This is a genomic window from Mesorhizobium carmichaelinearum (assembly GCF_900199455.1).
GTDB classification, from domain to species: Bacteria; Pseudomonadota; Alphaproteobacteria; order Rhizobiales; family Rhizobiaceae; genus Mesorhizobium; species Mesorhizobium carmichaelinearum.
Map to the genome: position 1 here is coordinate 57,940 of NZ_FZQR01000018.1, position 18,703 is coordinate 76,642.

Sequence of the window (18,703 nt, forward strand, 5' to 3'; positions counted from 1 at the left end):
TCGCCTCAAGATGGTGGTCCGATAGTCGGGGCTGCTATCTACGAAAGCGTGCTGGAGCACAATCGTTGCAGCGCAGTCACCTCGACTAGGTCCTTGCGGGACATCACTCTGCCTCAGGCAGATACTGGAATTCTGTTCACGCCAAATCAGTTGGCCGTCGCGGCTTTGCTCTCCCAGCGATATTCGGTTCCGTCCGCCCAGACACGATGCATGACGATGGCGAGCTTCCGCGCGACGGCCACCACTGCCCGTCGAAGGCCCCGCCTCTTCGCAACCGCGAGGCCCCACGCCCTGATGGCCGAGTTCTTGGTTGAGCGCGTCAGCAACGCGAGACTGGCCTGGTAGAGGGTGGACCGCATTGCGACGTCACCGCATTTGGAGATGCCGCTGTTTCGGTCGACCTCTCCGGAGGCGTATTTCTTTGGCGTCAGGCCAAGATGTGCGCCGACGTCTTGAGAGCGTTCAAAGCGGGCTGGGTCATCAATGGTCGTGAGATAGGTCACGGCAGTGATCGCTCCGACGCCAGGAATGGTCATCAGCCGGCGGCACGTTTCGTCCTTTCGAACCATGTCCATCATCATCTTATGCAAAACCGCGCATTGCTGCCGAAGAGCCGCCCGGGCGATCAGCATCGGCTTCACCATGGCCGCCAGGCGCGGCACGTTCTCGATCAGCTCCAGGACGCGGCCTTCGAAAGGGCCAGAGGTTATGCGACCGGCGAGCTTGATACCGACGCGCATGCATCCGGCGATCGCGCGAGCATCGTTACGGTCGTTCTTGATGGGCATCGTTTTGGTCAAGGCCCGCAGCCGCCTCGGATCGATGCAGATCGCGGCCAGACCGCGCTTCCTCAGGCCGTTGTATAACCAAGCTGCGGTTGCGCCAGCTTCAAGGCCAACTCTTGCCAGGTTCAGGTCGAGCCGCTCGAGCCAGTCGGCGATATCGTTTGGATCCGATGCCGCCACTCCTTCGCGGAAAATGATACCGTCCTCGTCGACTACGCAGATTGCGGTTTCAGCCAACGACACATCCAGACCGACATAGTGCTTCATGCTCTGCTCCCTTTTCGAACATCACGTTGCGCGAAGCAGACCAAGACTTGGGAGCGACCGCAATCACCCCATCTACGAGCAACACATCCGCTGGGCCGAATACTGCAAAGTGATGCAGGACCTGGAACTCGGCATCCCGACGCAACAGACAGAACTCGACCTGCCGCAGTCAGACGACGTCAAAATCAACGACATGGGGCCGGTCATGCGCGCGACCGGCAATCTGATCGAGCTGGTTCAAATGAATTTCAGCTTTCCGCCCTCGAGCAAAGGCGGGCCGATATTCAACTTCCGGTCAGACGGGCGGAGCTTCGCCAACAGCAATCGCTGCCTGATTCCGGCAAGCGCTTTCTTCGAATTCACCGGCAAGAAATATCCAAAAGCCAAGCACCGGTTCACACTTAAGAGTGCGCCGTTTATGGCGATCGCGGGCCTTTGGCGTGAGGGCCAGGGCAATCACCCGCCCGCCTTCACGATGCTGACGACCGAACCCGGCCCAGACGTCGCGCCCATTCACGATCGCCAAATCGTCGTGCTACAGCCGCCCGATTGGGGAGCGTGGATTTATCTGACGAAGCCCGAGGCGGAACTGCTGCGGGCGCTTCCCAAGGGGTCGCTCGACGTCGAGACAGTGCGCGCGGGTTCGGACTGATCCTCAGCGACACCATCCCCGTTGTCGTCCTGAAAGCGCCGTCGTCGGACCCGATGCACCCGGTTGCCTTGAGGGCGCGACCGGCATATCGAGATCCCGTGCAAACCGGCATACTTCATGGCATGATTTATTGATGAATGACGATGAAATTTGCGTGCATTTCGAGGCAGGCCTTCGAGATTTCTTGGCTGCTGACATGCGGCTTGTTGAGTTTGACGCTGATGAGCGCGCCGTCGGCGCCCGCCTCGCGCGATTTGTGGCGCCATATTTCGAGGGTTTCGATACCGATTCCGACTACAACCGACGCGGCCCCGACCTCGATCCTAAGTACCTCAATCTACCCGCCGAATGCCGCGGCGGTGGCCGCCGGCGTGTGAAGCCGGACCTCATTGTCCATCACCGTGGCGATGACACGACGAATATCTTAGTCGGCGAGATCAAGATGGAAACCAACAATGAGCCGCGCGACTGCGACCTCATCAGAGTTTCAGCTTTCCGTGCCCAGCTTTACTACCGCGTCGGCTTTTTCCTGGAATTGCCGGCGGGCCGCGGAGCGGCGGACCGGGCGCACGCCATCACTTGGTTCAGGGACTAGAACGATGAACGAGCCGTTCTCGGAGCGTCATGGATATAGCGGCCCCGATGCCGAGATTACCATCCGAGAAGATGCCCCGGAAAACCTTCGCTTCGCGGTCGTCCAGATTGGCTATGGCGCAGGAAAAGGTTGGAAATGGATTCGTGAAGTTGTCTGTGGTGTCTTGTTTGAAATGCCGAACAGTAACAATTGGTCGGAATCGAACGTTCGCAACGAGGTGCTCGGCCTAGTCGCCGACTGCCCTTGGTTCAAAGTGTACGACATCGCGGAGGCAATTTGGCGCGAACTAGATCCTGATTTTGAGAGTCAGGATCGCTACCGAGAGGAGCTCAACCGCTTCTTCCGGGAAAAGGGCATTGGCTGGAAGCTTGAGGAGCACAAAGGCCTCGTTTTCCGTGGCCATGAAGGATTTGCCAGCGTGACGGCGAAGGCGGTCGAGGTGCTGGCGCTAAGCGACCGGTCGACCGCCGCAAATGAAATCCGGGAAGCTCTAGCCGATCTTTCGCGCCGCCCAGATCCTGACCGCACCGGAGCAATCCAACATGCGATTGCCGCCCTCGAAGCCACTGCCCGCCATATCACGGGACAGCCCAAGCTGAACCTTGGCCAGCTCGTCAACGAGCTGAACATCCCTAAGCCGCTCGATCAAGCAGTCGAGAAGCTCTGGGGCTTTGGCTCGCAGTATGGCCGACATCTGCGCGAGGGAGAAATGCCACGCGACGACGAGGCCGAGCTCGTTGTCAGTGTCGCGTGCGCGGTTTGCATTTTTCTGGTCGGCCGTACGTCCTAGTGTGCGGGTCGGCGTTTCGTCATTACCGGAAATCCCTTGTTCTCACCCTGATCTGATCGATGTGTCCATTGGGGTCGACGATGTTGCGAGGCTTCGGCCCCTTCGGCAGGCCACGTGGATCTGGTGTCGGGCTGCCATGATGGAATTCGTCGCCACGCCCATGCGGCAGCGGGAACGCAGCATCGCGATTACCGACACTGGCGAGATCGGCAGACAGGTCGCTCAACCTATGGGCAACGAGATGCACCACGTCACCCTCGCGCTGGATACGACCATAGACGCCGATCATGCCGGCCGAGAGAACGACACGGCGATACTTCTCGAACACCTTTACCCATACCACGAGGTTGGCGATGCCGGTTTCGTCTTCCAGCGTGATGAACATGACGCCTTTGGCTGAACCAGGCCGCTGGCGGACGAGAATGAGGCCGGCGGCCTCCAGCCATTGACCGTCGCGCGCCTCCATCGCCTCGCGGCAGGTGACGATGCGCCTGCGCCGCAGATCCGCGCGCAGGAAGGTGACGGGATGATCCCGCAGGGTCAGGCCGACGTGACCATAGTCTTCCACGACCTCCCCGCCGGCTGTCATCGGACGCAGCGCTACGACAGGCTCCTGGATCTCCGGCACCGTTTCCTGCTCACGCGCGGAGGCTGCAGCAAACAGCGGCAGTGGTTCGTCGCGCAGCGCCTTGATGGCCCAGAGTGCCTCGCGCCTGGCCAGCGACAGAGAGGGCTGGAATGCATCCGCCTCGGCGAGCTCAACGAGCGAGGCAGTCGGTACACTGGCGCGGCGCCAGAGATCATCGACCGAAACGAAAGGCTGATCAGCGCGCGCGGCGACGATGGTTGCAGTGCGGGCATTGGCGAGCCCACGCACCATGCGCAGGCCGAGCCGAACGGCGAAGCGATCGTCCATCTCGGTTGGCTCGAGCGTGCAATCCCAGCGCGAGGCGTTGACGCAGACCGGGCGCACTTCGACGCCGTGGTCGCGCGCGTCTCGAACGATCTGGGCCGGTGCATAGAAGCCCATTGGCTGGGCATTGAGGAGCGCGGCGCAGAAGACATCGGGATGGTGGCATTTCATCCAGGATGAGGCGTAGGCGATTAGTGCAAAGCTTGCTGCATGACTTTCCGGAAAGCCGTAACTTCCGAAGCCTTCGAGCTGTTTAAAGGTCTTCTCGGCGAACTCGCGTTCGTAGCCGTTCTTCACCATGCCTGCGATCAGCTTGGTGCCGAATTTCGAGACGCCGCCGGTGTGCTTGAATGTCGCCATGGCACGGCGAAGTTGATCGGCTTCGCCAGGCGTAAAGCCGGCGCATTCAATTGCCACTCGCATCGCCTGTTCCTGGAACAGAGGCACGCCGAGGGTTTTGCCGAGAACCTTTTCGAGTTCTGGTTTTGGATAGACGACTTTTTCCTTGCCTTCACGCCGGCGCAGATACGGATGCACCATGTCGCCTTGGATCGGGCCCGGCCGAACGATCGCCACCTCGATCACCAGATCATAGAAGGTACGCGGCTTGATGCGCGGCAGCATCGACATCTGCGCACGGGATTCGATCTGGAACGTGCCGAGCGTGTCGGCCTTGCGGATCATTGCATAAGTTCGCTGGTCTTCGGCTGGGATCGAGGCGAGATCCAGATTGATGCCCTTGTGCTCGGACAGCAGATCGAAGCCGCGCTTCATGCAGGACAACATGCCGAGTGCAAGCACATCGACCTTCATGAATTTCAGCGCATCAATGTCGTCCTTGTCCCATTCGATGACCTGCCTGTCTTTCATCGCAGCCGGCTCGATCGGGACCAGATCATCAAGTCGATCGCGCGTCAGCACGAAGCCGCCGGGATGCTGGGAGAGATGGCGCGGTGCGCCGATCAATTCGCGAGCGAGTTCGAGCGCCAGCCGCAGACGCCGATCGCTGAGGTTGAGATTCAACTCCTCGGCATGTTTCGGCTCGACGCCCTCTGTCGACCAGCCCCAGACCTGACCGGACAGCATCTTGATCAGGTCTTCGGTAAGGCCAAGCGCCTTGCCAACATCGCGCAAAGCGCCTTTCGACCTGTAGCGGATCACAGTCGAGCAAAGTGCCGCGTGATCGCGGCCATAGGTTTCGAACACCCACTGCATGACGATCTCGCGCCGTTCGTGCTCGAAATCGACATCGATGTCGGGCGGCTCGCGACGTTCCTCGGATACGAAGCGCTCAAACAGCAGATCATTGCGCTCCGGATCGATGGAGGTGATGCCGAGCACATAACAGACCGCACTGTTGGCGGCCGAACCGCGGCCCTGGCATAATATGTCTCGGCTGCGGGCGAAGCGGACGATCGAATTCACGGTCAGGAAGTATGGGGCGTACTCCAGCTTTTCGATCAGTTGAAGCTCGTGTTTCAGGATTGATGTTACCTTGTCAGGCACACCTTCGGGAAAGCGCTCTATCGCACCCTCCCATGTGAGCTTCTCCAAAGCCTGTTGCGGCGTCAGGTCGGGCCGCATCCGCTCTTCCGGATACTGGTAAGCGAGTTCATCGAGCGAAAAGCGGCAGCGATCTGCGATTTCGACGGTGCGGGCGAGTGCTTCGGGATAACGGCCGAACAGGCGCTCCATTTCCTCAGGTGGCTTGAGATAACGATCGGCATGCCGTTCGCGTCTGAAGCCGGCTTCATCGATGGTGACGTTATGGCGGATGCAAGTGACGACATCCTGCAGGATTCGGCGTGCCGCGCTGTGAAACAAAACGTCGTTGGTCACGACGGTCGGCACACGCATTTGCGCGGCCAGGTTCGTCAATTCGTACAGCCTGAGTTGATCGTTCGGTCGCCGGCGCAACGTTACCGCCATGTAGGCTCGGTCGTCGAATGCGTCGCGCAGCCAGCGCAAATGCTGGGCGCAGGTTTCGTCCGGTTCGTCCGGCACCAGAACCGCAATCAGACCCTCACCATAGGCGACGAGATCGGACCAGTCCAAGACGCACTTGGCCTTGCCACCGCGGCCTTTCCCAAGAGACAGCAGCCGGCAGAGCCTGGAATAACCGGGCCGATCGGTCGGATAGACGAGGACGGACATGCCATCGCTGAGGTCAAGACGACAGCCAACAATCAGCCTGACGCCGGTGATCTTCGCCGCCTCGTGGGCGCGCACGATGCCGGCCAGGCTGTTGCGGTCGACGATGGCGAGCGCCTCAATACCGAGCGTAGCCGCCTGCGCAAAAAGCTCTTCGCACGAACTTGCACCGCGCAAAAACGAGAAGTGCGAGGTCACCTGCAACTCGGCGTAGCGCGTGGCCGTCATCCGAAGATTCCGTGCAGAAACCAGCGATGCGAGCCAGTCGTGAGATCCTCGCCATCGCCGGCGCGATAAATCCAGTAACGCTCGCCGGCTTCGTCCTCGACCTGGAAATAATCCCTCACGGCGATCAACTCGGCGTCTCGTTTCCACCATTCGCCGAAGATACGCTCAGGGCCATCGGCGTGTTTGACGCGCCGGCGTATGCCACGCCAAGTGAAGGTGACCGGTGGATGATCCGGCAACAGCGCCACTGTCTCGATAAGCTCCGGGACTGGCAGCAGACGAGCCGGACGCGGCCAGTGTCTAGGCCATCCTTCTCCGCTCTCTGGCGCGATCGGCGCTACCCGTCGTACGGATCGCTCAGGCACGTCACTCGCCATCGGCGCCATGCGATAGAGACGCTCCTCGCCGACGCGGTTGGAAAGCGTGTCGATGAGATCGGAGACATCAGCCTCGGGAGTTTCGATGAGCGAGGAGATCGTCTGTCTGGCTACCAGCGGTTCGGCGATGGTGGCGGCGAGCTGCATCAACTCGATGCCGAAGCCTGGATCGATGGTTTCAATCTTGTCGGTAAGCAAGCGGGTTAGCCGCTTCGCGTCCCGCACCGGCAACGCCGTGCCGACGCGGATTGCTTCGACGCGGTTGTCGACCCGGTGGAGCAAAAGATCGAGGCGGCGGGCACCGAGGCTTCGGGTTTCGAGAACGTCACAAAGTTCGCCGACGAGTTTTCCGGTGTAGCGGGCGATCGTCTCGGCAGCACCGATCGGCTCGCCGAACACTCGGCGCACTTCGGTGATGTCCGGCGGGCGGATGGGATCGATCGGTTCGGAGAGCCGGCCCATCGCGTGGTCGAGACGACGACCGAGTTCGGGTCCGAACCTCAAAGCGAGCGGTGCGCGCGGCTTGGCGACGAGGTCCAAGATGCGGTCCAGGCCCAGCTTGCGGAGGCTATCTACCATGTCGGCCGGCAGCCGGAGCGCTGCGATCGGCAGCCTCACGATCGCGTTGGCGTTTCCGGCAGGGGGAACGACAATCATCGGCCCGGCGACAAAACGTGCCAATGCATGGGCGGCGCCCCAACTGTCGGCGATTGCCGCACGCGCGGCAAAGCCGGCCGCAGCGAGGCGCTCGATCATATCGGCAAGCATGGCGCTTTCACCGCCATGCAGATGATCGGCGCCGGTCGTATCGATGACCAGACCATCGGGCGGATCGGCGGCCACGATCGGCGCATAGCGCCGGAGCGCCCATAGCGCGAGACGGTCGAGTGCCTCGGCGTCGCCTTGCGGATCCGCGTCGTTGACGACGAGATCCTTCACCAGGGCCTGCGCCTTGGTCGCCGGCATGCCGATGCGCAGGCCCGCTGCAATTGCTGCGGCATCGGCGGCACGCACGACACGGCGCCTACCGTCTCGGCCAGTCAGGACGAGCGGGATCTCAGGCGGAGGTGCGGCGTCGCCCAATTTCCTTCTGAGACGATCGGTAGACCACATTGGAAGGAAGAGCGAGACGACCCTCGTCATCGCAACCCTCCACTTCGAAATCGGCGCTTTCGGCCCCGCGGCACCTGATCAGTTCCAGCTGCCACCGGGCGCGTCCAATGCCCGGAACTGGCAGGGGAGTTGAGGGAAGTACCGACACGCGCCATCGGGTGACCGATGCCGTCGGCTGTCCGAAATCGGCGGCTTCTGTCTGCCTCCGCCAGCGCCGGATGGCGATCCCGATCGACCCGGATGTTTCTGCGGCAAGCTGGAGACGCCGCGAAGCCGTCATGGAGAGCCGGGCGACCTCGGCGACCACGGCACCCAGCCCTGGATGTCGAAGTCCCTCCTCGAAACAGGCAAGGATCGATTTCTCGTCGCCGGCCTCGACATAAATCACCCGGTCGGGTGGCAGGCCGGCCTGCGCAATCGCTGGCGCAAAGAGATCCGGCTTGGTCACACACCAGAGTACCTTTCCGCGTGTTCGAGCAGCGATTCCAGCCGCGAACAGCGCTGCGGCGGCACCGTCGATCGCTCCATTGCCGCCTCCGGCCACCTCATGCAGGCTTCCAACAGCCAGTCCTCCTCCAGGCAAAATCCGGTCGATTTCTCGGATTCCGAACGGCAAAACCGTGCGCCGACGCGCGGTTGAGCCTTCCAGACGCTGAATGCGCTCTCGAAGATCGGAAATGACAGCAGGTGGCGCCGATGCACTCATCTGTCCCTTGAAACACGGAAAGCCTGTGATATGTTCTACATTTGTTCTCATGGCGACAAAGAGTCAATCGGGATGATGTGAGTGCCGTATCGGAAAGGACCTGATGGGCTCGGAGGGCACTACGAGTAAGGAGACGAAGATGACTATTACGATCCGAGTGGAGGGAGCGCAGCCGGAAGGCATAATCCGTGGTTTGCTGGCCGCGCAGGATGTGTTCGACAAAGCTGGCGTGACGCCTGACGAAGCAGCGACGGCGCGGTTCGTTGTCGAAGGCTGGGATATCCGCGGTTTCGTAGGCAAGGTGCCGGAGGCGGAGCTTGCCATTTGCACGGTTTGGGATGAAGCCGACCAAGCGGCGGTCCGAGCCTGTTGTACCGGCTGGGCCGCCGACAAAGTGCCAAACTCGGCCGAACTCGAACTTGTTCAGAAACCACAGCGTTTCAAGTTCTCATCGGAAGAAGAGCGCAGCGAATGGCTTTTCCAAACCGCCAATGCCGGCATTCTCGAAGAGATGTGCGAGGAAGGCTACTTCTATGAGGGCCGGCCCGAAGATAAGGTGGCCTTCCTACTCGACGATTGGGACTTTGATCGGCTAACCGAAGAACAGCGACGGCTCTATGACGAGCGCATTTATCCCTTGATGCGCGTGTGGCTTTTCAAGCGCGAACGCTTCGAGGAAGAATACGTTCGACTCCGCGCCGAATGGCGGTGCGACAAACCAGACGACCGCCAGCTCAATCTTTTCCCGGCGTAGACGCCATCTGCAATGTGATTCATTCGCTCTTTCGTTTCTTCTTCCAACCGATTCGCAGCCGATGTCAGTCGCCAATCTCTTGAATACCGTCGACATTGGCGCGCGCATGGGGGCATGTGGCGTTAGCGCGGCCGTGGAGAACGCAGGGCAATCCACCGGCCGGCGCAAGATCATTCATATCGACATGGATGCGTTCTACGCTTCAGTCGAGCAGCGCGATAATCCCGAATTGCGTGGCAAGCCTGTCGCCGTTGGCAGCGCGCGCGAGCGCGGCGTTGTGGCCGCCGCGAGCTATGAAGCTCGCAAATTCGGCGTGCGATCGGCCATGCCCTCGATCACCGCGAAACGCAAATGCCCTGAACTGATCTTCGTGCCGCCGCGCTTTGACGCCTATCGTGCCGTCTCACAGGAAATCCACGCGATCTTCGCCGAGCACACGCCTTTGATCGAGCCGTTGTCGCTCGACGAAGCCTATCTCGACGTCACCGACAATCTGCAGGGCATCCCGGTGGCCACGACAATCGCGGAAATGATCCGGGCAAAGATTAGAGCCGAGACCGACCTGACGGCTTCGGCCGGGGTCAGCTACAACAAATTTCTTGCTAAGATCGCGTCTGGGCAGAACAAGCCCGACGGGCTGTTCGTCATTACTCCGAAGATGGGGCCGGGCTTTGTAGAGGCATTGCCCGTCCGGAAGTTTCATGGGGTCGGTCCCGCGACGGCCGACAAAATGGGCCGGCTCGGCATCGAGACCGGTGGCGACCTGCGCGCACAGAGCCTGGCCTTCCTGCAGGAGAAGTTCGGCAAGTCGGGCCCGTACTATTACTGGATTGCCCGCGGTATCGACGAACGTCCAGTGCGGGCCGACCGCGAACGCAAGTCGGTCGGCGCCGAGGACACCTTCGCCACCGATCTGTTCGACGTCGAAAGCGTTCGCGGCGAACTGCGGCCACTGATTGAAAAGGTCTGGCGCTATTGCGACGAACGCTCGATCCGGGGCCGCACCGTGACTCTCAAGGTGAAATTCGCCGACTTCCAGCAGATCACGCGCAGCCGCACGATCGCCGGCCCCATCGAAGCCGAGGAGGACCTAGCGACCGTCAGCGGCGTGCTCCTCGATCAGGTATTCCCCGTCACCAAGGGAATACGCCTACTTGGAGTGACGATCTCGAATTTTGGCGAAATGCGATCCGAGCCAGATCGGCAAATGTCGCTGACCATCTAGGACGGCAGCGTCTCTACTGGACTGCTTTGCGGATAGGTTCAGTGAGCGTTTGTTCGACGTCGAAATAGCCCTCCCAAGCGTCGGGCCGCTGAGCCCGGGCGGCGGCCGCAAAAACATCGAAACCTTTGGCGCTTTCGAGCGTAGGCAACTCGTCCCAGGTGACGGGCACGGCGCACGACGCACCCGCGCGCGCTCGAGTCGACCAGGGACAGATTGCAGTAGAGCCCTGGCCGTTGCGCAGATAGTCGAGGAACATCCTGCCCTTGCGCTTCGCCTTGCTCATGTTGGCGACGAAGCGCGACGGATCAGTGCGGGCCAATAGTTCGGCGAAGTCCTGGCTGAAGCTCTTGACCTCTTCCCAGTCTGCCTCGGGGACGAGCGGCACGACCACATGAACGCCCTTGCCGCCGGATAGCAAAGGCCAGGACTGCAGCCCGAGGGCTTCCAAAATATCCCGGATATCGAGCGCTGCCTGCTTCACGTCACCGAAGTCCAGACCCTCGTCGGGATCGATGTCGAAGATCATGCGGTGCGGCAGGGTCGGTTGCTGGCGCAAACTGCCCCAGACGTGGAACTCGAGCACGTTCATCTGGACGCCGCTGATCAGTCCCGCGAGGTTGTCGACCCACAAGATGCGACTTTCCTTGCCGGACAGCTTCTCCAACTGGCCGTCATGAATGGCCTTGGGCATGCCTGGTAGCTTGTGCTTCTGAAAGAAGGTCTGCTTCAGGTCGCCATCGGTGCCTCGCACTAGAGAAAGAGGCCGATCCTGGATGTGGGGCAGCATCTTCTCGGCGACCGCCGCGTAGTAAGCGGCTAGCGTGGCCTTTGTCACCTTGGTGCCGGGGTACATGATCTTGTCCGGATGCGTCAGCTTGACGCCGACAGCAGCGGCGATCTCCTTGCCGATCCCCGGAACGAGATCGGCGGAGCCAAGCGTGGCGGGTGTCTTCGGCATTTCCATCACGACCTGGTCGGCTCGCTTGTCTTCGCGCATGCCCTGAAAGCTTGGATGCCGCAGGCTGCCGTCGGGTGTCACTTCAGCATAGGTGACCTCGGCAACCAGCTCGGGCTTCACCCACCGAGCACTGCGCGCGATGTCTCGCGGAACGGATGCGAAGGCCGGCTTATCGACGCGCCGCTCCTCAAGCTGCAAGAGAATGTTCTTGCGCATCGCCTCGGTGAAGCCGGTGCCGACCCGGCCGCGGTAAACCAGCGTGCCGTTTTCGTAGGTGCCAAGGATCAGCGATGCCATGCCCCGGCCGCTGTCGCTTGGGCGGTAGCCGCCGACTACGAATTCCTGTCGTTTCGTGCACTTGATCTTGAGCCAGTTGGCGGTGCGGTCGCCGACATACCGACTGTCCGCGCGCTTGGCGATAACACCCTCGTGGCCCCCCTCGCACATGGCATCGAACACCTTCTTGCCCCGGTCAACGATGTGGCTGGAGAACTGCAGACTGTCGCCCGGGTCCCGCTCGCCCAGAAGGGCCTCAAGCCGTTCCTTACGCGCAACGAGTGGTTCGTTCGACAAATCGTCGCCATTCAATTCGAGCAGGTCGAACGCATAGAACTTGAGAGGCATGCCTACGGCAATGCCAGTTTTCAGTATGGAGAAGTTGGTGCGGCCTTGACTATCGATGGCGACGATTTCGCCGTCGATCAGGGCCGAGGCTTTGGTCAGCGCCTGAAGCGGCTGGAGGATGACCTTGAACTGCCGGGTCCAGTCGTGGCCGTTGCGGGTATAGACCACGACCTCGGAGCCCGAGATGGCGATCTGTGCGCGATAGCCGTCGAACTTCATCTCGAAGAGCCAATCGCTGCCCGCCGGTATGTCGTCTGTCAGCGTGCAGAGCTGGAAGGGACGAAACACCGGCAGCGGATATGTAGGGATAGATTCTGAGTCTCTGCGCCGTGTGCGCTTTTTGCTGCGGGTGGCCTCTACGGCCGACATTCGGAACTCGAATACATAGTGCGATTCAATACTTCGCTCTGGGGTTCAGTTCCACACCGCGCGTCGATTGATTGAATCGGAAGGGTCCAGCGGCGTTGTTGTGGGCTGGAACGCAATCCTTGGAGGAAGAAATGGCTACTACTCAAAGAACACGTGGACGCAGCCAAGACCACGCGAAGGTCGCTGTGGACAAGATCACGAGGTGAAGTACGAGGCGGGCAAAACTCGGGCCAGCTAGGCCGAGGTCAAGTCGGCCGTGAAGGCAACAGTAGGTCGAGGACAAGCTCGGCAAAAGTGAGCCGCGGCCGCAGGGCAGATGGTTCGTATCGCCACATTCAATGTGAACGGCGTCAATGGTTGGCTGCCCGTGCTCCTCAAGTGGCTCACGGCCACCAACTACGACATCATCTGCGGGTCGGATTGATATTCACGACTGGATCATACCAATGGAATACATGGTGGCAGGCCTGCCGAGGCTCCTCCTAGTATAGCCTCGTTGTCTCGATCGCCGCGACGACAATGTCGCGCGGCACGAGGCATAACATCATCAAATCCGCCACGATCAGATAACCGCCGCGCATCTCGCGGGCGGAGCGCAGGAGCGAGCGTCGGCCCAGGCGCGGGCGGGATGATGATTTTCGAGAGGGAGCGATACGGCTCGTTCGTCTCCTACGTCCCCGTGACTGACAAGGACAGCGACGCTTCGTAGCTACCCCCGTTCGCACCATCAAAATCAAACTCATAAAGCGTGACCGGCCCGATGGCGGTTGCGCGCTGGCCGAGGAAGAATGAAAAGGCCCCCGGAACAGCCATGAACAAATGAATCCTTTGTCCTGGCGCGGCGTCGCGCAGAGACTTGATTTTGGCGACCAGAGACTCCGCAAGCTCAAAAGCATGACGGCCGCAACTGACGGCGCGGGCGCCCGGCGCGGTCGCAATCCGCGCGTCAAGGGTCGCGGGCGAATCGGGCAGCGACGCGACAGCGTATCGTGACACCGCCCCCGCCACGTCATGGGTGAGACTCACCGTGACGATTATCCCGTCCCCCTCCAGCTTGCCGTAGTGTTCACTGAACGTCCATCCCGGCCAGGCGGGATCGTGAGGCTGGTCATCGGGCGCCCAGACCGCGCGGCCCGTCGTTCGTTGCTCCAGCTCGATAAGACGCCCAGATTTAATATTAAGGACCGAACCTGCCGCGAATGAAAGCGTGAGGTGGGCGTCGAGAACAAGCCTGATCCGTTCGCTTTCGCGCGCGGCTTCAAGAAGAAACGTCTTCAGCATCGGATACAGCGTCCCCTGCCAGTCCGAGTCCGGCCGTATCTGGCGGTCGGCAAAACCGGGTACGAGGTTGAGCACTTTGGAGCAGCGGTCTTCGAGGCGGTCAGTGGCATGCTCGAAGGATTTAACGCCATAAACGCGGGGACGACCTTCGCCGGGCTCGCCGATCAGGCTTTCTTTCTCGCAGTGGCCACGGAAATTCGCGCGCGTGAATTCCAGGCGGCCCTGCGCCGCCCATTGATAGACCACCTCATCATAGATGAAGGCGCTCTCGTTCGGGGGGCTGCGTTTCAGTCCTACTGCCCGGAAATGCAGGTCGAGAAGCTCGCGCAGCCCGTCCAGCGATTCCGACGTTTCCGAAAAAGCGAGGGTCCGCGCGAGGATACGCAATTCGTCGTCCGTAACACCGAGGTGCTCTCGCCAAAGCTTGCGCACTCGGCCCATGGCGCTGTTGTCGGTGGCGGTTCCGAAAAGCATGCCGACGCGAAGCGTGTGCGAACGCTCATTGACGAGCGCGCGGAGGGGGTCTGCGCGATCTATGCGCCAGTTGCTGGCGAGCCGAAAGCGAGTGCCCATGCCGTCGGGCGCGTGGTCGCGCTGCGCCTTGATGGCGCGCTGCAAGTGAGACCGCGCCGTCGCGCCGAGGAATGCCGGATCAGTCAGGCTAGCATGGCCGTAGCTGTCGGGGCTGACATGCCATTTGCACTGGACATGTTCCCGGCGCAGCGGGTGCCCCTCCTGATCGAGAAGAGCCGGATCATACTCGACCCACATGTCATCGAACCCGTTCGCGCCGCTTTCGAAGCCGACCTTTACGACGGGGCCGTGGGGATCGAGAAGCAGCGCCGCCTTCTGCCAGAAAAGGCGGGCTTGATAGGCCGCTCCATCGCGGGCGACGATAACGGCTTGGGTCAAGGGCAGTCCTCCGTAAAAGCTGCGGTCACGTCGTTTTGCCGTCGCGGAAGCGCGGCGTGGCCTTCATGGTCTGAATGATCTCAATGGCGCGTTCGAACCTGACAGGCAGATCGGGATAAGCGTCGAGGATGAGGGTCGGCAGCAGGCGCTGCGTCAGGTCGGAGAAAGTGTAACCGACCGCATCCTTCTCGCCGCCGGTCAGCTTCACGACCTGATCAATCTGCGCCTTGTTGAAACCCAGCTCGGTCAACGGGTCTTCGATCACGGCGCGGCGCTGCTTGTCGCCGGGCCTGTCGAAATCGAAAATCTCGGCGGCGCGCCGCTGCACGGCCGGGTCGATGGCCGACAAACGGTTGGTGCAAAGAACGACGGCCACGGGCAACTGCTTCTCGGCAAGCCGGTCCACGCCGCGGATAAACGCGTTGACGCCCGCCCGGTCCTCGTGATGCATCTGGGCGCTTTCACGGTTCTGCGTAACGGCATCGGCCTCATCGACCAGAAAGATAATCCCGCCCGACGCCTTTCCGGACGAACGCTTGAGCTTTTCCGCTGCAAGGAGCGTGGCATCGAATGCCGCCGAGAGCAGCTTCGTCATTTCGCCCACTTTGCCGCTTCCCCTCGTTGCAAGGGACAAGGGGTAGAGTGTGACGCCGATCTTCTCCTGCCGGGCGACGGCATCGCCGACGGTTTCAGAGAGCGCGGTTTTTCCCGTGCCGACGTCGCCCGCCAGAATGACAAGCGGCGGGCGCCGCTCCAGATAGTCGATCGCGACGGACGCACCCTTGTGGTGCTTCTCAGCCCACTCGCGCGGGCCAGCGGGATTGACGAGAACGCCGAGAACCTTGGCGAGGCGCGTCTTCGCTTCGTCTATGCCGACAAGCCGTGCCAGCCGCCGCGCGGCGCCCATATCGGGGAAATCGAGACGGCGGTCGAAAAGGTCGTCAATTGAAATGGCATCGCTCATATCTTCCTCACTGTGCTGCGGCCGAGGCCACGGCCGCCGGCGATGTAGTTGAGATCGTCGGTCCAGTACCCGGATTCGAGGGGGGGCTCGGTGCCCGACGACCGCTGAAAGGGGCAGGCGCTCTCAATCGCCTGACGTTCGGCGGGCGTCTTGCTCCACCACTTAGCGCTGTAAGAGAGAAACGAGGTGAAGCCTGCGCCGGCGACATCCAGGCGCGGCCTGATCTTACCAGGGTCGTCATCCGAAACGAGGATGCCGCCGGCAAGTGCGCGGTAGCGAACAGCGACCTCAGTCCACTTGCCGTCGCGTTTAAAGCCGTACGTCACGGTGTCTACGCAATCATGCCGCAGGAACTCGACGATCTCCTTCTCGTAGTCGTTGATCATGGCGTCGGAAGGAACGCCGCCATAGAGCGACTGGAACCGCAGAAGGTCGGTGGCAACCTTCGACGCGATGCGCCGGGCATGGGCGATCGTGAAGGCTTCGGTATCGGTGGTCGAATAGGAGCTCATACTGCCTCACACATTGAACGTCGGGCCAAAAATCTTCTGCCAGTAGCGCACGGTCTCGCCCTTGCTAATCGCGCGCAGCGCTGAGTCGATCGCATCACCCGCATCAAGGGCGGCTTCGACGATCTTCTCCTTGTTCTGCTGGGTGTAGAGGGCGCTGACGTTGTTCTTGTTGTTGACGGGATCCCAGATTCGGACGGGCGCGCCCGTCGCCGCACAGGTCGCCGGGTTGTAGTAGTCGGCAAAGGCGATGGCCGTTTCGAAGTCATCGTTCGCTATGAAAGCGAAGATTTCGCCCAGCGCCGACAGATAGTCGTTCAGCGCAAGGCCGCGATCGGCGAGATAGGCGACGATCAGCTCGATCATGAAGGACTTGAACCGGAAATTTTCGTCCTGCTGCTTGATAAGCTGGCTCCAGAACTTTACGAACCGCACGATTTGCGCGAAATGCTTGTCGTTGGCGGTTTTCCGTTTGCGGATGAATTCGAGGTGCATCGGCACGCTCGTCATCAGCTTTTCACCCGTGTCCTGCGAGACAAGGTCGCCGCGCCACTGCGGATCGCCAGCGTAGAGAATCGGAACGATGTCGACCTCGTTGCCGGTCGAGATGAAGTTGACGCCGACAGAATAGGTTTTGCGCTTGATCTGCTCGGGTTTGAAATTCGGGAACGCCGTCTCGAGCTTCTTTGCCAGCCAGTCGATCAGGTCGGAAATCCTGTCCGGGGCCGAGTCCGAGGACACATAGCAGCCCACATCGATATCGCTGATCGATTTCAGCGCCGTGCCCTTGGCGAGGCTTCCGGACAGCATCATCTTGCGCAGCGCGAAGTCGGGGTGATCTGCCAGATACGTCTCCAGGCGGTCGCGCAATCGGTTGGCCTGCGCGCGCAAATCCGCAGCGTCGTCGCGCTTCAAATTCACCCGTTCGTCGGCAAAACGAACCAGCTCGGCGTGACTTACGTGGTCGCGGCTCATGTTACGCACCTGTCTCGATTGACGATTCCGATGGGGTAAGTTACTATACGGATCGCGTTTAGCTGTCAATATAGTTTCTATCCCCATCTATGAGGTTTGCAATGAATGATGAAGTGATCGGCATCCGGTGGGGCGTCGAACAGCGGCTGGAGTTCATAGAATTCCGCCTGTTCTGGGAGGGCGGGGTCCGCCGCAAGGACATCATCGATATGTTCGGGGTATCGGTGCCGCAGGCATCCAAGGACTTGACGCTCTATCAGGAGCGGGCACCGGGAAACGTGGATTACGACAAGAGCGCCAAGCGCTATGTCGCGTCGCCCAATTTCAAACCGAAATTTTTGCAGCCCGATTCGGATGGCTATCTGTCGCGGTTGCGCTCGCTTGCGGAGGGGTTGGCGAAGCCGGCGGAATCATGGATCGGCTATCGCGCCGATACGGACATAGCCCTCACCCCGCATCGGGATGTCGAACCCGCGGGGTTGCGGGCTGTTCTCGACGCCATGCGCGATGGAAAATCGATAGAGGTGCTCTACCAATCCATGAGCGACATTCGGACCGATCCAGTATGGCGGCGGATGTCGCCCCATGCCTTCGGGTATGATGGCTTTCGTTGGCACGCGCGGGCCTACTGCCATGTCGACGAAAAGTTCAAAGACTTCCTGCTGCCGCGCATTCTTGACGTGCGTTCCCTCGGGCCGGGCGGAGCCAGTGGCCAGGACGACGCGCTCTGGCAAGAGCACGTTGCGGTGGAGATCACGCCGCATCCGCAGCTGACCGAAAGTCAGAAGACCGTCGTCGCGAAAGACTACGGCATGCAGGATGGCAAAGCCGTCCTTTCGGTTCGCATGGCGATGTTGTTTTACGTCTTAAAAAGACTCGGCTTGCTTCGTGATCCTGAGAAAGAGAAGCCGCGCGCCCAGCATATCGTTTTGCTGAACAAGGAGTATGTGATGGCGGCGCAGAAACGTGCAGAGTTTTACGATGTTGCCGCGGCGAGGAGCGATCAACCTAAGCAGCCGTAGGCGGGCGCGTCCCGCATCGCCAAGGCAACGGCGGGTCAGGCTCTAGGCTGGCGCCCCGAGTGCCTGCATCGCCAGGGCTTCGCCGGCTCTCGGCCCCTGCCGGATGACGATTCTTCCGCAAGAAGGCTCGGGACACACCATCAAAGCAGGCCGGTGGCCTGTTCGCCGTCGCGCCGTCGCCCGCCTCTTGTGAGGCGACGGACGGCTCCAGACGAAGCAGGCCATTTGAGCGGTGGATGAACCCCAGATTAGGGAAAACAAACGTCGCTTCCGGATTGCGGGTTGTAGCCCAAATAGCCATTATGGACCCAACCTCCGCCGGGGCCAGTATTGATGAAAACCATGTCGGCCAAGGATGCCAAGAATGCCTTCGGCATGCTGATCGATACGGCCCGCGCCGAGCCTGTCGCCGTCGAGAAACACGGCCGCAAGGTCGTGGTCGTCATAGCCGTCGAAGAATATGAACGGCTGAAGGCTGTGGAGCAGACCCAAACAGGTGGCGCACCGGGGCGGCCGCGAACTGAACGCTGAAA

Annotated in this window: 16 protein-coding genes; 7 read left to right on the forward strand and 9 right to left on the reverse strand. The window is 60.9% G+C overall.

Features of this window, described 5'->3' with window-relative positions; all coding sequences use genetic code 11:
• Positions 1-146: 146 nt before the first annotated feature.
• Positions 147-1,052 (reverse strand): transposase, encoded by a 906-nt coding sequence (locus CKW40_RS30740; RefSeq protein ID WP_095203523.1) that lies wholly within the window; start codon positions 1,050-1,052, stop codon positions 147-149.
• 112 nt (positions 1,053-1,164) lie between these two features.
• On the opposite strand from CKW40_RS30740, the gene CKW40_RS30745 reads away from it, so the two are divergent.
• From CKW40_RS30745 to CKW40_RS30755, 3 genes are all read left to right on the forward strand, one after another.
• Positions 1,165-1,704, forward strand: a complete 540-nt coding sequence (locus CKW40_RS30745) for an SOS response-associated peptidase family protein (protein ID WP_095203524.1) — start codon at positions 1,165-1,167, stop codon at positions 1,702-1,704.
• 133 nt (positions 1,705-1,837) lie between these two features.
• Entirely contained in the window at positions 1,838-2,299 is a 462-nt protein-coding gene (locus tag CKW40_RS30750; RefSeq protein ID WP_095203525.1) for a hypothetical protein, read from the forward strand.
• A 4-nt stretch (positions 2,300-2,303) separates the two neighbouring features.
• A complete protein-coding gene (locus tag CKW40_RS30755; protein ID WP_095203526.1) occupies positions 2,304-3,089 on the forward strand; it encodes an AbiJ-NTD4 domain-containing protein in 786 nt (261 codons plus the stop codon).
• A gap of 22 nt (positions 3,090-3,111) precedes the next feature.
• Here CKW40_RS30755 and CKW40_RS30760 read toward each other — a convergent pair whose 3' ends face one another.
• Genes CKW40_RS30760 through CKW40_RS30770 form a run of 3 tightly spaced genes read right to left on the reverse strand, consistent with a single transcriptional unit; the run spans position 3,112 to position 8,577 of the window.
• The gene (locus tag CKW40_RS30760) at positions 3,112-6,381 is read right to left on the reverse strand and encodes an error-prone DNA polymerase (protein WP_095203527.1); all 3,270 of its coding nucleotides are present in this window, start codon (positions 6,379-6,381) and stop codon (positions 3,112-3,114) included.
• Positions 6,378-7,901: a Y-family DNA polymerase gene (locus CKW40_RS30765; RefSeq protein WP_095203528.1), complete on the reverse strand. Its 1,524-nt coding sequence runs from the start codon at positions 7,899-7,901 to the stop codon at positions 6,378-6,380. Before CKW40_RS30765 ends, CKW40_RS30760 begins: the two co-directional genes overlap by 4 nt.
• Entirely contained in the window at positions 7,816-8,577 is a 762-nt protein-coding gene (locus tag CKW40_RS30770) for an ImuA family protein (RefSeq protein WP_095203529.1), read from the reverse strand. Before CKW40_RS30770 ends, CKW40_RS30765 begins: the two co-directional genes overlap by 86 nt.
• 139 nt (positions 8,578-8,716) lie before the next feature.
• Between CKW40_RS30770 and CKW40_RS30775 the strand changes: the two genes are divergently transcribed.
• Complete coding sequence (locus tag CKW40_RS30775; protein WP_143748397.1) at positions 8,717-9,331, forward strand: hypothetical protein; 615 nt, start codon at positions 8,717-8,719, stop codon at positions 9,329-9,331.
• Between the two features lie 106 nt (positions 9,332-9,437).
• On the forward strand, positions 9,438-10,556 hold the full coding sequence (dinB, locus tag CKW40_RS30780; protein WP_095203558.1) for a DNA polymerase IV: 1,119 nt from the start codon (positions 9,438-9,440) through the stop codon (positions 10,554-10,556).
• Positions 10,557-10,569: 13 nt separating this feature from the next.
• On the opposite strand, the gene ligD is transcribed toward dinB, so the two are convergent.
• The 5 genes from ligD to CKW40_RS30810 form a co-directional block, all read right to left on the reverse strand.
• Positions 10,570-12,507, reverse strand: a complete 1,938-nt coding sequence (gene ligD, locus CKW40_RS30785; RefSeq protein ID WP_095203531.1) for a DNA ligase D — start codon at positions 12,505-12,507, stop codon at positions 10,570-10,572.
• 669 nt (positions 12,508-13,176) lie between these two features.
• Positions 13,177-14,700, reverse strand: a complete 1,524-nt coding sequence (locus CKW40_RS30795; protein WP_095203532.1) for an SAVED domain-containing protein — start codon at positions 14,698-14,700, stop codon at positions 13,177-13,179.
• Positions 14,701-14,725: 25 nt separating this feature from the next.
• On the reverse strand, positions 14,726-15,664 hold the full coding sequence (locus CKW40_RS30800; protein ID WP_095203533.1) for an AAA family ATPase: 939 nt from the start codon (positions 15,662-15,664) through the stop codon (positions 14,726-14,728).
• Positions 15,661-16,176 carry an HORMA-1 domain-containing protein gene (locus CKW40_RS30805; RefSeq protein WP_095203534.1) on the reverse strand — a complete coding sequence of 172 codons (516 nt, stop codon included), beginning with the start codon at positions 16,174-16,176 and terminating at the stop codon, positions 15,661-15,663. Before CKW40_RS30805 ends, CKW40_RS30800 begins: the two co-directional genes overlap by 4 nt.
• A 6-nt stretch (positions 16,177-16,182) precedes the next feature.
• A complete protein-coding gene (locus CKW40_RS30810) occupies positions 16,183-17,148 on the reverse strand; it encodes a CBASS oligonucleotide cyclase (protein WP_095203535.1) in 966 nt (321 codons plus the stop codon).
• A gap of 101 nt (positions 17,149-17,249) precedes the next feature.
• Here CKW40_RS30810 and CKW40_RS30815 point away from each other — a divergent pair, with 101 nt between their 5' ends.
• Together CKW40_RS30815 and CKW40_RS30820 are read left to right on the forward strand one after the other, a co-directional pair.
• Positions 17,250-18,170 carry a BrxR family helix-turn-helix transcriptional regulator gene (locus tag CKW40_RS30815; protein WP_095203536.1) on the forward strand — a complete coding sequence of 307 codons (921 nt, stop codon included), beginning with the start codon at positions 17,250-17,252 and terminating at the stop codon, positions 18,168-18,170.
• 333 nt (positions 18,171-18,503) lie between these two features.
• Complete coding sequence (locus CKW40_RS30820; protein ID WP_095203537.1) at positions 18,504-18,701, forward strand: type II toxin-antitoxin system Phd/YefM family antitoxin; 198 nt, start codon at positions 18,504-18,506, stop codon at positions 18,699-18,701.
• Positions 18,702-18,703: the final 2 nt, after the last annotated feature.

Excerpts from the sequence above, each read along its gene's own strand:
- CKW40_RS30770 (WP_095203529.1), bottom strand. The coding sequence starts at position 8,577 with ATGAGTGCATCGGCGCCACCTGCTGTCATTTCCGATCTTCGAGAGCGC.
- CKW40_RS30800 (WP_095203533.1), bottom strand. The coding sequence starts at position 15,664 with ATGAGCGATGCCATTTCAATTGACGACCTTTTCGACCGCCGTCTCGAT.
- CKW40_RS30820 (WP_095203537.1), top strand. The coding sequence starts at position 18,504 with ATGAAAACCATGTCGGCCAAGGATGCCAAGAATGCCTTCGGCATGCTG.
- ligD (WP_095203531.1), bottom strand. The coding sequence starts at position 12,507 with ATGTCGGCCGTAGAGGCCACCCGCAGCAAAAAGCGCACACGGCGCAGA.
- CKW40_RS30760 (WP_095203527.1), bottom strand. The coding sequence starts at position 6,381 with ATGACGGCCACGCGCTACGCCGAGTTGCAGGTGACCTCGCACTTCTCG.
- CKW40_RS30755 (WP_095203526.1), top strand. The coding sequence starts at position 2,304 with ATGAACGAGCCGTTCTCGGAGCGTCATGGATATAGCGGCCCCGATGCC.
- CKW40_RS30815 (WP_095203536.1), top strand. The coding sequence starts at position 17,250 with ATGAATGATGAAGTGATCGGCATCCGGTGGGGCGTCGAACAGCGGCTG.
- CKW40_RS30805 (WP_095203534.1), bottom strand. The coding sequence starts at position 16,176 with ATGAGCTCCTATTCGACCACCGATACCGAAGCCTTCACGATCGCCCAT.
- CKW40_RS30765 (WP_095203528.1), bottom strand. The coding sequence starts at position 7,901 with ATGACGAGGGTCGTCTCGCTCTTCCTTCCAATGTGGTCTACCGATCGT.
- CKW40_RS30745 (WP_095203524.1), top strand. The coding sequence starts at position 1,165 with ATGCAGGACCTGGAACTCGGCATCCCGACGCAACAGACAGAACTCGAC.
- CKW40_RS30810 (WP_095203535.1), bottom strand. The coding sequence starts at position 17,148 with ATGAGCCGCGACCACGTAAGTCACGCCGAGCTGGTTCGTTTTGCCGAC.
- CKW40_RS30750 (WP_095203525.1), top strand. The coding sequence starts at position 1,838 with ATGAATGACGATGAAATTTGCGTGCATTTCGAGGCAGGCCTTCGAGAT.
- CKW40_RS30775 (WP_143748397.1), top strand. The coding sequence starts at position 8,717 with ATGACTATTACGATCCGAGTGGAGGGAGCGCAGCCGGAAGGCATAATC.
- CKW40_RS30740 (WP_095203523.1), bottom strand. The coding sequence starts at position 1,052 with ATGAAGCACTATGTCGGTCTGGATGTGTCGTTGGCTGAAACCGCAATC.
- dinB (WP_095203558.1), top strand. The coding sequence starts at position 9,438 with ATGGGGGCATGTGGCGTTAGCGCGGCCGTGGAGAACGCAGGGCAATCC.